Annotated in this window: 12 protein-coding genes and 1 pseudogene; 8 read left to right on the top strand and 5 right to left on the bottom strand. The window is 59.7% G+C overall.

The genetic code is table 11. The annotated features are described in order from the left end of the window. Nucleotides 1–145: pseudogene (locus HX846_RS39550) on the top strand (MFS transporter); the annotation flags it as partial. 107 nt (nt 146–252) lie between these two features. Next, complete coding sequence (locus HX846_RS14880; RefSeq protein ID WP_008436193.1) at nt 253–696, top strand: hypothetical protein; 444 nt, start codon at nt 253–255, stop codon at nt 694–696. Nucleotides 697–714: 18 nt separating this feature from the next. Here HX846_RS14880 and pssA read toward each other — a convergent pair whose 3' ends face one another. Further along, the gene (gene pssA, locus HX846_RS14885; RefSeq protein ID WP_178965631.1) at nt 715–2,058 is read right to left on the bottom strand and encodes a CDP-diacylglycerol--serine O-phosphatidyltransferase; all 1,344 of its coding nucleotides are present in this window, start codon (nt 2,056–2,058) and stop codon (nt 715–717) included. Nucleotides 2,059–2,183: 125 nt separating this feature from the next. Here pssA and HX846_RS14890 point away from each other — a divergent pair, with 125 nt between their 5' ends. Then, nucleotides 2,184–2,735: a TetR/AcrR family transcriptional regulator gene (locus tag HX846_RS14890; RefSeq protein WP_134326690.1), complete on the top strand. Its 552-nt coding sequence runs from the start codon at nt 2,184–2,186 to the stop codon at nt 2,733–2,735. A 32-nt stretch (nt 2,736–2,767) separates the two neighbouring features. Beyond that, a complete protein-coding gene (locus tag HX846_RS14895) occupies nt 2,768–3,247 on the top strand; it encodes a nuclear transport factor 2 family protein (RefSeq protein WP_178965632.1) in 480 nt (159 codons plus the stop codon). Between the two features lie 126 nt (nt 3,248–3,373). On the opposite strand, the gene HX846_RS14900 is transcribed toward HX846_RS14895, so the two are convergent. Together HX846_RS14900 and HX846_RS14905 are read right to left on the bottom strand one after the other, a co-directional pair. Then, nucleotides 3,374–4,534: a PQQ-dependent sugar dehydrogenase gene (locus HX846_RS14900; protein ID WP_008436189.1), complete on the bottom strand. Its 1,161-nt coding sequence runs from the start codon at nt 4,532–4,534 to the stop codon at nt 3,374–3,376. A 30-nt stretch (nt 4,535–4,564) separates the two neighbouring features. Then, nucleotides 4,565–4,885 (bottom strand): hypothetical protein, encoded by a 321-nt coding sequence (locus tag HX846_RS14905; protein WP_177009410.1) that lies wholly within the window; start codon nt 4,883–4,885, stop codon nt 4,565–4,567. A gap of 196 nt (nt 4,886–5,081) precedes the next feature. Here HX846_RS14905 and HX846_RS14910 point away from each other — a divergent pair, with 196 nt between their 5' ends. Continuing rightward, complete coding sequence (locus HX846_RS14910; protein WP_003218456.1) at nt 5,082–5,930, top strand: Ku protein; 849 nt, start codon at nt 5,082–5,084, stop codon at nt 5,928–5,930. Between the two features lie 11 nt (nt 5,931–5,941). Further along, nucleotides 5,942–8,440, top strand: a complete 2,499-nt coding sequence (gene ligD, locus HX846_RS14915; RefSeq protein WP_177022545.1) for a DNA ligase D — start codon at nt 5,942–5,944, stop codon at nt 8,438–8,440. An 18-nt stretch (nt 8,441–8,458) separates the two neighbouring features. Here ligD and lpxO read toward each other — a convergent pair whose 3' ends face one another. Next, on the bottom strand, nt 8,459–9,358 hold the full coding sequence (gene lpxO / locus HX846_RS14920; RefSeq protein WP_008436177.1) for a lipid A hydroxylase LpxO: 900 nt from the start codon (nt 9,356–9,358) through the stop codon (nt 8,459–8,461). A gap of 262 nt (nt 9,359–9,620) precedes the next feature. Then, on the bottom strand, nt 9,621–10,961 hold the full coding sequence (locus tag HX846_RS14925) for an LPS O-antigen chain length determinant protein WzzB (protein WP_087692674.1): 1,341 nt from the start codon (nt 10,959–10,961) through the stop codon (nt 9,621–9,623). Nucleotides 10,962–11,361: 400 nt separating this feature from the next. On the opposite strand from HX846_RS14925, the gene HX846_RS14930 reads away from it, so the two are divergent. Beyond that, a complete protein-coding gene (locus HX846_RS14930; protein WP_177009474.1) occupies nt 11,362–11,748 on the top strand; it encodes a TIGR03067 domain-containing protein in 387 nt (128 codons plus the stop codon). Between the two features lie 541 nt (nt 11,749–12,289). Continuing rightward, the coding region (locus tag HX846_RS14935; protein ID WP_178965633.1) for an MFS transporter at nt 12,290–12,617 on the top strand (328 nt) is incomplete at its 3' end.

The raw sequence follows: 12,617 nt of genomic DNA on the forward strand, positions 1-12,617 counted from the left end.
AGGCCTGGGCGTGGTGGTCGGGCCGTTGGCCGGGACCTTGATCTACGCGATCGAACCTCGCCTGCCCTACTTGGTGGCGGCGGCGCTGCTGCTATTGATCGCGTGCTGGCCGGCGGCACGGCAACCAGGTAACACCCCAGGTTGAGCTACCTGTTATTTCTGACAGTAGACGTCCATCCCTGAAAAGCCTCTGATAAAGCGCGTGGCCACAGCATTAGCTGAGGCCACCTACCTTTTCTGGAGACAAGCACCATGAGCGACGACCTGAATGACTTGACGACATTTACTGACAGAAATTGGAATGGCTGGCACCCGGACCGCCCAGACACCGCAAAGCTTGAGCCACGGACGCCTGGGAACGATCACGAGTTCTACCTCACCAATGCATCCGATGCGGTTCATGAGATGGGTATCTCCAAGTCCTACTCATTCATAAAGGGCACTGAATACACAGTGATCTTTGAATACCGGACCCTATCGGAAACGGACATCATCGTGTTGGCGGGAGGCTTGGAGCAAGCATACGGGCCACATCCACCGTCTCCCGGCTGGACGCGCCTGACTGTCCCTCTTCCGTACGTGAAAGAGGACGGAGGCACTCACCCAATCTCAATCAGACTCTGGTCAAGAAGTGCAGGCAGCGAACCCCATCGCTACGACTTGGACAACATTCTTGTCAGGTCGATTCCGGATTAACCTGCAAGGTCACGGGCCCTACAAAATCCGATACAGCAAACGCTCGATCCGCACCCGGCTGACCCGGCGCAAGAACTTGCCGACGGCCGCCGGGTACTCCACCAGGGTTTCCAGCTGCTGGTAGCGTTCAATACGCGAGGTGTGCTGGAAAATCTCGGCAAGCTCGGTGCGCCGTGGCCCTACCCACTCACCCTTGGGATCATCGATCAGCAAGGCGTTTTCCAGGTCGAGGCGAAACGCTCGTGGGTTGATGTTGTTGCCGGTCAGCAAGGTGTAGCGCTGGTCGACCCACATGCCCTTGAGGTGGTAGGTGTTGTCGCCGTCGCGCCACAGGTGCAGGTTCAGCTGGCCGCTGTCGATCATGCGCTGGTGACGCTTGGCGAAGCGACGCAGGCTGATTTCGTAGAGATACGGCAGCGCGGCGATGACCTTGAACGGTTCGCTCGGCGGGATGTAGAAATCGTTGGCGGTCTTGTCGCCGACAATGATGTCGATCTTCACCCCGCGCGCCAGGGCGCGGTTGATTTCCCGCGTCACTGGCAGCGGCAGGTTGAAGTACGGCGTGCAGATGGTCAGCTGATGCTGGGCGCTGGCAATCAGCTCGCAGATCACCCGGCTCAGGGGGTTGTTCTTGCACACACCCAACAACGGACTGACCGTCAGGTTGCCGTTGGGCAACTGCCCCGCCGAGGTGTCATACACCGCGTGTTTCAGGCGGCTGCGCAGGTCGCCGATGTCGTTGCGCAGGCTGCGGGTGGTCGGCGGGTTGGGCAGGTCCAGGCGATGCACCGCCTTGGCGGCCACCAGGCCGTGCTCCACCAGGTGCTGCATCGAGTCAGCCAGCGCCTTGTTGTGGATCAGGTGATAACGGTCATAGCGGTACTTGTCGAACTTGTGCAGGTACACGTTATTCAGGCTGGCGCCGCTGTACAGCACGCAGTCATCGATCACGAAGCCCTTGAGGTGCAGCACGCCGAACAGTTCGCGGGTTTGCACCGGCACCCCATACACCGGCACTTCGGTGCTGTGGGACTGGGTCATGGCCTGGTACCAGGCGCTGTTGCCCGGTTGCTTGCCGGCACCGATCAAACCGCGCTGGGCCCGTAGCGAGTCGACCACCACCACGATATCCAGCCCGGGCCGGGCGGCCTTGGCAGCGTGCAACGCGTCGTAGATCTCTTGACCCGCCTCATCCTGCTGCAGGTACAACGCTACGATGTAGATGCGCTGGGTGGCCTGGGAAATTTTCTCCAGCAGGCAACGGCGGTACTCGGCGGCGCCGGACAGCACCTCGATCGCGTCGGGCGTGAGGGGAAAACTGCGCAGCTTGGGCAACAGGGAGCGTTTGAATAACGACGGCATAGGGCTCGCAATGGGTCGAATCCGAAGGACTCCAGAGCTTACACCATGGGCTGGCTCAGGTCTTCCCGCCCAGGGTTAAAAATAATTAATTGACCAAGGAGAACGATCGTTCTACTGTAATCTCCATGAACGATATCACTCGCGACATTATCCTCGACGTCACCGAAAAGTTGATCTACCGAAATGGCATCGCTGCCACCGGCATGGATCTTCTGGTGAAAACCGCCGGCGTCTCCAGAAAGAGCGTCTACCGCTACTTCGCCAACAAGGACGAACTGGTGATTGCCGCCCTTCAACGCCGCGACGAGCGCTGGATGCAGTGGCTGCGCAACGAAGTTGAACACCACTCCACCACGGGCGAGCGCCTGCTGGGTGTGTTCAGCGCGCTGAAAACCTGGTTCGGCTCCGATGACTTTCGCGGCTGCGCCTTCATCAACACCAGCGGCGAGACCGGCGACCCGCACAACCCGGTGCGCCAACTGGCCAAGGCCCATAAACAGAAACTGTTCGAGTACGCCCTCGAACTGTGTCAAGCACATGGCACCCCCGACCCGGAACGCCAGGCCGCGCACCTGCTGATCCTGATTGATGGCGCCATTACCGTTGCCCTGGTGATGGGCGACACCACCGCTGCCGATAATGCGCAATCCATGGCGCGAACCCTATTGCAACTTTGACCTGACTTTTAAACCTGTTAAGGAGCCGTCCCATGTCATCCAACGCAGAAATACGCCCGCCGTTGCCGCCGTTTACCCGTGAGTCGGCGATTGAGAAAGTTCGCCTGGCCGAAGACGGCTGGAACTCCCGGGACCCGCAACGGGTATCCCTGGCCTATACCCTGGATACCCAATGGCGCAACCGCGCCGAGTTCGCCCACAACCGCGAAGAGGCCAAGGCCTTCCTGACCCGCAAATGGGCCAAAGAGCTGGATTATCGGTTGATCAAGGAGTTGTGGGCGTTTACCGGCAACCGCATTGCGGTGCGCTATGCCTATGAATGGCATGACGACTCCGGCAACTGGTTCCGCTCCTACGGCAACGAGAACTGGGAGTTTGACGAGAGCGGCTTGATGGCGAACCGGTTTGCCTGCATCAACGACATGCCGATCAAGGAAAGCGAGCGCAAGTTCCACTGGCCGCTGGGGCGGCGTCCGGATGAGCATCCGGGGTTGTCGGAGCTTGGGTTGTAGGCTCGACGCTACACAACTGTGGGAGCGGGCTTGCTCGCGAAGGCAATGGCTCAGCCAACATCTCCAGCGACTGACCCATCGCTTTCGCGAGCAAGCCCGCTCCCACATTGGTATTTGCCGTATCCGTCAGTCCTGGTTAAGGCCCACCCGATACAACACGCCGTTATCTTCATCCGTGAGCACATACAGGTAACCATCCGGGCCCTGGCGCACATCGCGGATCCGCGCTTTCAGGCCACCCAGCAGTCGCTCTTCGTGGATGACCTTGTCCCCATCGAACTGCAAGCGAATCAACTCCTGGCTGACCAATGCCCCGATAAACACGTTGTGCTGCCAGGCCTTGAACCGGTCGGCGTCGTAGAACGCCATGCCACTCACGCCGGGGGATTTCTCCCAGACATGGTGCGGCGGCACTGTGCCTTCGGCGGTCTTGCCCTTGGCCTCGGGAATCGGCGTCAGGGAATAGTTGATGCCATGGGTCGCCAGCGGCCAGCCGTAGTTTTTCCCTCGTTCAATGATATTGATCTCATCCCCGCCGCGCGGGCCATGTTCGTTTTCCCAGAGTGTGCCGCTCCACGGGTTGAGTGCCGCACCCTGGGGGTTACGCTGGCCGTAGGACCAGATTTCCGGCCTCACGCCTTCCTGGCCGACGAAGGGGTTGTCTTCAGGTATACGACCGTCCGGGAAGATCCGCACCACTTTGCCTTGCAGCTTGTCGAGGTCCTGGGCGGTGGGGCGGTCGTTGTTTTCCCCGAGGGTCACGAACAGGTAACCATCGCGGTCAAACACCAGCCGCGAGCCGAAGTGGTTGCCCGTGGACAGCTTGGGCTCCTGACGCAGGATCACCTTGAAGTCTTGCAGGCCGCTCAGGTCATCGCTCAAGCGCCCACGCCCGACTGCGGTGCCTGCAGTGCCATTCGTGCCGCCGCCCTCGGCGTAGGACAGGTACACCAGGCGGTCCTCCTTGAAGTCCGGCGACAGCACCACGTCCAGCAGGCCGCCCTGCCCTTTGGCAAACACCTTCGGCACGCCACTCAGGGGCGCGGACAGTTTGCCGTCCGGGCTGACAAACCGCAGGTTGCCGGGACGTTCGGTGACCAGGAAGCCTTGCTTGTCCGGCAGGAACGCCACCGCCCACGGGTGATCGAGGCCCTTGGCAATCGGGGTGACGGTGATACTCCCTTGCTCGCTGGGAAACTGTTGGGTGGCGGCCGCCGAGACAGGCAGCGCCAGGGGCAGCAAGGCAGCGGCGCAGAAGGTCGCTAGAAGGGTTTTGCGTAACAGCATACGGTGGGTTTCCTTGTCGTCTTTACACACTCAATCGCCGCGATTGCCATTGGCGTCACGGGTGGGAGTCTTGGGCTGGATAGCCGGCGGGGTCTGCGCGCCGTCACGGCGCTGGACGCTGTTGCCGATACCGCCGTTTTGCAGGGTCGGCGGCCGCTGTGCCGGCGGAATATAGGTGCCTCGCGCTGCCGGCGCGTTGGGCTGGGTGCCCTGCATGCTGTTGGGATTGGCCTGGTGGATGGGGCCGTTGTAGGGGTTGTTGCTGCTGCCGGGCAGGTTTTGCGCCTGCGCCAAAGAACTCAAGGCCAGGCCCAACGCCAATACGGCAAGGTTGCGCAAACGGGTGTTCATGACAAAGCCTCTCTGGGCGCAAGTAATACGTGCTTTCGATAACACGCTACGCCTTGGGTTCGGCTTTGGTAACTAAATAGTTTCTCATCAGGTGTAACACGATCTGTCTGAAACCCTGGTGCCAGCCGGCTGGCCAGGGAAACTTTTGCCGAATCCGCCCTGTCACCTGAAGACCACACACTTCAGGAATACCGACATGCCACGGGCTATCTGGAAAGGCGCAATCAGTTTTGGCTTGGTGCACATCCCCGTGTCACTGGTCTCGGCCACGTCCTCCCAGGGCGTCGACTTCGACTGGCTGGACAAACGCAGCATGGACCCGGTGGGTTACAAGCGCATCAACAAGACCACCGGCAAGGAAGTCACCAAGGAGAATATCGTCAAGGGCGTGGCCTACGAGAAAGGTCGCTACGTGATCCTCAGCGAAGATGAAATCCGCTCTGCCCACCCCAAGTCCACCCAGACCATCGAAATCATCGCGTTTGTGGCCAGCGACCAGATCCCGTTGCAGAACATCGACACGCCCTACTTCCTGGCCCCCGACAAGCGCGGCGGCAAGGTGTATGCCCTGCTGCGCGAAACCCTGAAGAAAACCCGCAAGGTCGCCCTGGCCAACGTGGTGCTGCACACCAAGCAGCACCTGGCGGCACTGATGCCGCTGGAGTCGGCGCTGGTGCTGGTGATGCTGCGCTGGCCTGCCGAAGTGCGTGGCCTGGACGAGTTGGAATTGGGCAGCGACGTGACCAAACCGACATTGGCCAAGGGCGAACTCGACATGGCCAAGCGTCTGGTGGAAGACATGAGTGCCGACTGGCAGCCGGACGAATACCGCGACAGCTTCCAGGAAAAGATCATGGCGCTGGTGGCGAAGAAGGCCAAGGCCGGCAAGATCGAAGACGTGGAATCCAGCGAAGGTGTCGACGAGCGCAAATCTGCGGACGTGATCGACCTGACGGAGTTGCTCAAGCGCAGCCTGGCCGGCAAGCCCGCGACCAAGGCTGCAGCCAAGAAACCTGCCGCGAAAAAGACCAGCAAGGCTTCATGAGGTAGACCGCCATGGCCAAGCCCCTGAGTGAATACAACGCCAAGCGCGACTTCGACGTGACCGCCGAACCCGCCGGCAGTGCGCCTCGCGCCAGGAACCGGGCGCATGCCCTGTCGTTCGTGATTCAAAAGCACGATGCGCGCAACCTGCATTATGACTTTCGCCTGGAGCTCGACGGCGTCCTCAAAAGCTGGGCGGTGCCCAAGGGCCCAAGCCTCGACCCGAGCCAGAAGCGCCTCGCGGTGCATGTGGAAGATCATCCATTGGGCTACGGCAGTTTCGAGGGCAGCATTCCGGCAGGCCAATACGGCGCTGGCGATGTGATCGTGTGGGATCGCGGTGTATGGCAGCCCCACGATGACCCGCACAAGGCCTACGCGGCCGGCAAGCTGAAGTTCAGCCTGATCGGCGAAAAACTGGCAGGCGACTGGACGCTGGTGCGCACCCGACTCAAGGGCAGCGGCGACAAGGAGCAGTGGTTGTTGATCAAGGAGAACGATCAGCAGGCACGCCCGGTGGCTGACTACGATGTGGTCCAGGCTGAACCGAAAAGCGTGCTGAGCGACGCAACGGTGGGGGCTGCGAAAAAGCCCGCAGCGCCGAAGAAAGCCAGGCGCAAGCCCTCAACCGACCTGCCCGATCAACTCGCGCCACAGCTGGCGACACTGGTGGACCGTGCACCGGAAGGCGATTGGGTGTACGAGATCAAATTCGACGGCTATCGCATCCTCGCACGGATTCGCGATGGCGAAGTTCGGCTGTTCACCCGCAATGGCCATGACTGGACCGATCGCCTGCCACGCCAGGCCAAGGCCCTGGAAGCCCTGAAGCTCAAGGACAGTTGGCTCGACGGTGAGGTGGTCAGCCTGAACGCCGACGGGCTGCCGGATTTCCAGGCGCTGCAGAACGCCTTTGATATCGGCCGCAGCCTGGACATTGTCTATTACCTGTTCGATGCGCCGTTCCTGGACGGCCGCGACCAGCGCGAAGCCGCTGTCGAAGAGCGCCGCACCGCACTGAAGGACGCGGTTAGCCGCAGCAAGAGCAAGCTGCTGCGCTTCTCCGAGTCCTTTGCTGCCAACCAGCGGGATATCTTCGAGAGTGCCTGCGACCTGGCGCTGGAGGGCGTGATCGGCAAACGTGCCGGCAGCCCGTACGTTTCCAGGCGCAGCCCAGACTGGATCAAGCTCAAGTGCCGGCTGCGCCAGGAATTCGTGATCGTAGGGTTCACTCGCCCGCAAGGTTCGCGCAGCGGGTTTGGCGCGCTGTTGCTGGCGGTCAATGATGACAGCGGCCTGGTGTATGCCGGGCGCGTAGGTACCGGATTCGATCAGGCCGCGCTGAAAAAGATCAGTGCACAGTTGAAGGCGCTGGAACGCCAGACTTCACCGCTGGCCAAGCCCCTGACCAGTGCCCAGGCAAGCGGCGTGCACTGGGTCGAGCCGCAGCTGGTGGGCGAAGTGCAATTTGCCGAATGGACCCGCGAAGGTGTGGTGCGCCAGGCGGCGTTTGTCGGGCTGCGCACCGACAAGCCGGCGGAGCAGATTGTGCATGAGCAGCCGCGGACGGCCAAATCGCTGAAGGAAAAACCCCGCAAAAAGACGGCGGGCACCGGCGCCGTGGCTGGGGTCAGGATTACCCATCCGGACCGAGTCATCGATGCCCAGAGCGCTACACAGAAACTGCAACTGGCACAGTTCTATGAGGGCATCAGCGAATGGCTCCTGCCCTTTCTGCGCAACCGGCCGGTGTCCTTGCTCAGGGCACCGGAAGGCATTGCCGGCGAACAGTTTTTCCAGAAGCACTCCGAGCGCCTGGCGATCCCGAATATCAAGCAACTGGACCAGGCCCTGGACCCGGGCCATGCGCGGCTGATGGAAATCGACAGCCCGGCCGCGCTCATCGGTGCCGTGCAGATGGGTACCGTCGAGTTGCATACCTGGGGCGCTACCGCTGACAAGATTGAAACCCCGGACCTGTTTGTGCTCGACCTCGACCCGGACCCGGCACTGCCGTGGAAAAGCATGCTTGAAGCGGCGCAACTGACCTTGTCGGTACTCGATGAACTGGGGCTTGAAGCGTTCGTCAAGACCAGCGGCGGCAAAGGCCTGCACCTGGTGGTGCCGCTGGCGCGCCGCGACGGCTGGGACTCGGTAAAAGCCTTCGCCAAGGCCATCGCCCAGTTCATGACGCTGCAGTTGCCTGAACGCTTTACCGCAACTTCGGGCCCGAAGAATCGCGTGGGCAAGATCTTCATCGACTACCTGCGCAACGCCCGGGGCGCCAGCACGGTAGCCGCCTACTCGGTGCGGGCGCGGCCCGGCCTGCCGGTATCGATACCGGTGAGTCGTGATGAGTTGAAGAGTTTGCACAGCGCCCAACAATGGACGGTGGCTAACCTGCACGAGCGTTTGCAGGGTTTGAAGAAGGACCCGTGGGCGGGTTATGCCAATCGGCAGAAGATCAGCAAGAAGATGTGGGAGAAGCTGGGGGCGCATCCGCCAGGCTGATGCGCTCCGCTGCCCGGTTCAGATGAGGATGAAGATCGCGGCCAGGCCGGCAAAGATCGCCCACTTTTCCAGGTAGTAACGGGTGCGGTTGCGTTTCTTCAACTCCTTGCCCCGCAGGCGAATCTTGTACAGGCGGGTAAACGCACGGTTCAGGCCGCCGGTCTTGTCACCGGCATCGTTGGGCGAACCGGCCGCAGCCATCACGTTGCGGCTGAACCAACGGTTGAACGCGGCCGCCCAGCGGTACTTCATCGGGCGTTCGATATCGCAGAACAGAATGATCCGGTTCTGCTCGGTGGTGTTTTCGGCGTAGTGGATGAAGGTCTCGTCAAACATCACCGGCTCACCATCGCGCCAGTAGTAGTTTTCACCGTCCACGTTGATGTAGCAGCCCGGGGAGTTGGGCGTGTCCAGGCCCAGGTGGTAACGGTAGGAACCGGCATACGGGTCACGATGGCGTACCAGCTTTGAGCCCGGTGGCAGCTCGGCAAACATCGCGGCCTTGATCGAGCCGATGCTTTGCACCAGCTCGGTGGTGCGCGGGCACAGCTTCATTGCCGAAGGATGGCTGTCGCCGTACCACTTCAAATAGAAACGCTTCCAGCCCGACTTGAAGAACGAATTGAAACCCACGTCATTGTACTGGTCGGAGCGCTTGATCTCGCCTGCGCGCAGCAGGTTCTGGCCTTCCTCGCGGATCTCTTGCCAATGCTCCTGAAGCGGGCTCAGGTCGGGAAAGTCGCTGGGGGACAGGTACGGTCGGCTGGGCAGTTTGGAAAAGAGGTAGAGAAAGCAGTTCACCGGAGCCAGGAAGGTCGAGTGATCGCTGAGCTGGCGCCCCAGCTTGTGGCGCACCCGGCCACGCAGGTGGACATACGCAATAGAGGCAACGTAGAGAGCAACAATGATGAGTTTCAAGGTATTCGTCACAAGTCAGAAGAGAACAGGCTGCTCCCGCGTGCCCACAACGGCCGAGGATTGAAGATGCAGCACCTGAAATCACAATTCACAAAACCGGCAACACGAACGGCTGGGTGACAATCCGGTCGTGGCCATTGGCAGCTATTTTAGCCACACTTTGTAACCAAAGGTTAATCAAGATTTGTGAAAAGGTGTCCAGTGAGTGTGCCAGGAAGAGCAGCAGCGGGCTTGCCGGGCGGCCTGCCCGCTGCTGAAGGCGTCAGCTTTTCGGTTCGTCATCCTTGCGTGTACGCAGAGAAAGCCGATATTCATCCAACTCCGAGTAGGGTACGGCTTCGCGTCGTGCCAGCAGATGGCGGCCCAGCGCAATCAGTACACCCACGGTCAACCCTGCCAGCAGGCTCAGTATCATAACCAGGGCTTTCTTGGGCTTGATCGGGCTCAGCGGCTCTTGGGCACGACGGTCAATGGTTACCAGCTTGAGGCCACTCATGTCGATATTGAGGCCTCGCAAACGCGCGACTTCCGCTCGTAACGGTTCAACATCCTGCAAGAAAATGTCTTCATTCCCGCGATTTTTCAGCACCTCCACTTCACGGTTGACCTCCAGCATCTGCAACTCTTTGCCAATCTGTGCAATGCGGCTGTTGGTAAAGTCGTCGCTGGTACGCGCCTGCAACGCGGCACGTTCCGCCTCAAGCGCCTCTGTACCGAGGAAGTACAGCGGGATTTTCTGGTTGTTGACCTCGGTGCGCATTACTTGATTCGAGCCGCTACGCGAGGCATCTGCCATGGACGAAGGAGTGGTCGGGGTCTTGATGCCCATCGACTTGGCGATGGAAATGGCCTCCGCCAGCTCTGCCAGCCGGTCCGTGCGCTCCATTTTCATCTGTAAGCGCAGGGCACCCAGTTCGTCCTCCAGCTTGGCCCGTTTGAGCCTGTCGGCTTCAAGCAGCTTGGCAATCTTCGATTCCTTATCGGTTTCGTAATTGGAGCGCGCCGCGTCGATTTTGCCCTTGAGTTCGTTCAAGCGGTTATTGACGATCACTTTAAGGTCAGCACCGACCTGGGCACGTTCCGAATCAATTGCGTAGTCTACAAAGCCGTTGAGAATCGCTACCCCGTCGATGTCTGCCGGGTATTCCAGCTCAAGCTTGATATAGCTGCTCAGGGAGTCGGACTTCTTGGGATCGGGCAGGCTCAGGTTGATGGAGTTTCGATTGAATTCTTCGAAACTCTGCTCGAGGCTTTGCCCGGTTTTCTGGAACGCCTTGAACAGGTCCTCATGGGACTTGAAAAACCCCAGGCGCGCTTCGTATGAGTCCAGTTGCGCCCCCACTTTGTTCAGGGCGTCGGCCGGCGGCAACTTATAGACTTCGGAGCGGTTCAGAGCATCCAGCTCATTGATGGCAGCCGGGCGCAGCACACTGCTGACCTGATACTCCCGCGGGGCCAGAAAAGCGTAGCCCGCCCCCAGCACCCCCGCCAGAATCGTACACCCCAGCACCAACTTCTTTTGCCGCCAGATACCATGACACAGTTCAAACAGATCAATTTCGTCCGATGCCGCATGAGCGTGGAGCCGAGGAGTTTTATTCAAAACTGATGCACCTTAAAAAGTCGACAGTCAGCGGTCACACATATTCATCAAATACTGAATGGCCGCTTGAAAATCAGGGACAACGCCCTGTACACAAGACACGAACGGTCTACCGATGGTCATCGGACCACCTCGATCATGGAAAAATCCCACATCACCGTAGATTGTTTTCGTTCAGATTACGCAGGAGCCCCTACCCTGGTGCTGAGCGTAGACGAACTTGCAAAGAACCGTTTCCGAATCAACGCACAAAATGGCGCTAAATACCCGTGAATACTGGGAAAATTCGTACGCAACAAAGAGAAACCAGACAATTCTCACAAAATCGATTCAGCTTATCCGTCAGGCATCTACGCACCAAGGTATTGACTGCTCGTTTTTTAACCAAAAAGGAATTTATATGACACCTGCTTCAAATACGGATTTCCAGGCGCTCCAGGGCGCATGGGAACAAACGGCGCTGGAAGACAATGGTGTGCTCAATCCCACGGATGAACACAGCGCGCCAGGCGCGATCACGACAATCTCGGGCGATCAATTCCAGGTGGTGACGGTCGACGGCGAGGTTTTACTGGCAGGCAGCTTCACGCTCGATGCCAGCACGGCACCCAAAAGCATTACCTGGGTTGACTCGATGGGAGAGGATGCCGGCAAGCAGTTACCCGCGAGTTACCGGCTGGAAGGTGATCACTTCGTGTTTATTGCGGCAGATGAAGGCATGCCCCGCCCTACCCGCTTCAGTACCGGCCCAGGGCAAACCATGCGCACGTTCGTGCGCAAACCCTGACACGGATATACATCCGTTCCTGCGACATGGTTTTCACATGGCCTTCACGTGTTGACCTATAGGGTGAAGGCTACCTACTCCAGTGAACACCTTGGCCCGTCTACCCCACGGGCCTTTTTTTGCCTGCACGGCAGCCAATCAGCACGGGCGCTTGATGGCGGTGAGGGTGTAGCACGGGGCAGTTGAGCGGGCTGGTTTTGATACCTGGGCTGACAGCATGTCCATTGCGTCTCCAATATGTTCCGGTCATTGCGACAAAAGAAGTCCGCCCTACACCGAAAGCCTCGCCATCCTTGAACCGGTAAAGAGCCTTCACTGTAGGGCGAACGGACGGAAAATAAGCCAGGCTTATTGGATGTTCAACTGTTAACAATAAAAAGCCCTGAAAAAGCCTCGATCAGCGCTATTTTTCGATGCAAATGGCCCCACTTTGTAAATGTTTTTGCTTGTATTGCCATACGAGTGCAACGCCACCTTCAGAAACTATACCTTCACGCCATGGGTCACTACTGCTACCGACCTCTTGCCTGAAGACCGTGCCATGGCCACTCGCTCTGACCTGCGCAACACCCTGTCCCTGGACAGCCTGAACTTCTTCCTGGCGGACGTGCGTGACGGACTGGGGCCGTACCTGGCGATTTATCTGCTGGCCGTGCACCACTGGGACCCCGCCAGCATCGGCGTCGTCATGACCCTGGCCGGCATCGCGGCCCTGCTCACCCAGACGCCGGCCGGCGCATTGATTGACCGAACCCGCAGCAAACGGGCAGTGATCGTGATCGCCGCGCTGCTGGTGACTGCCAGTTGCCTGCTCCTGCCCTTCGTCAGCTCCTTCAGCCTGGTGGCGCTGACCCAGGCGGCCAGTGCAG

Source organism: Pseudomonas sp. K5002, assembly GCF_013386655.1.
Classification (GTDB): Bacteria; Pseudomonadota; Gammaproteobacteria; order Pseudomonadales; family Pseudomonadaceae; genus Aquipseudomonas.

What these genes read in the sequence shown, in the direction of transcription:
- HX846_RS14895 (WP_178965632.1), top strand. Translation starts at nt 2,768, where the DNA reads ATGTCATCCAACGCAGAAATACGCCCGCCGTTGCCGCCGTTTACCCGT.
- HX846_RS14890 (WP_134326690.1), top strand. Translation starts at nt 2,184, where the DNA reads ATGAACGATATCACTCGCGACATTATCCTCGACGTCACCGAAAAGTTG.
- HX846_RS14905 (WP_177009410.1), bottom strand. Translation starts at nt 4,885, where the DNA reads ATGAACACCCGTTTGCGCAACCTTGCCGTATTGGCGTTGGGCCTGGCC.
- ligD (WP_177022545.1), top strand. Translation starts at nt 5,942, where the DNA reads ATGGCCAAGCCCCTGAGTGAATACAACGCCAAGCGCGACTTCGACGTG.
- HX846_RS14880 (WP_008436193.1), top strand. Translation starts at nt 253, where the DNA reads ATGAGCGACGACCTGAATGACTTGACGACATTTACTGACAGAAATTGG.
- HX846_RS14900 (WP_008436189.1), bottom strand. Translation starts at nt 4,534, where the DNA reads ATGCTGTTACGCAAAACCCTTCTAGCGACCTTCTGCGCCGCTGCCTTG.
- HX846_RS14910 (WP_003218456.1), top strand. Translation starts at nt 5,082, where the DNA reads ATGCCACGGGCTATCTGGAAAGGCGCAATCAGTTTTGGCTTGGTGCAC.
- HX846_RS14930 (WP_177009474.1), top strand. Translation starts at nt 11,362, where the DNA reads ATGACACCTGCTTCAAATACGGATTTCCAGGCGCTCCAGGGCGCATGG.
- pssA (WP_178965631.1), bottom strand. Translation starts at nt 2,058, where the DNA reads ATGCCGTCGTTATTCAAACGCTCCCTGTTGCCCAAGCTGCGCAGTTTT.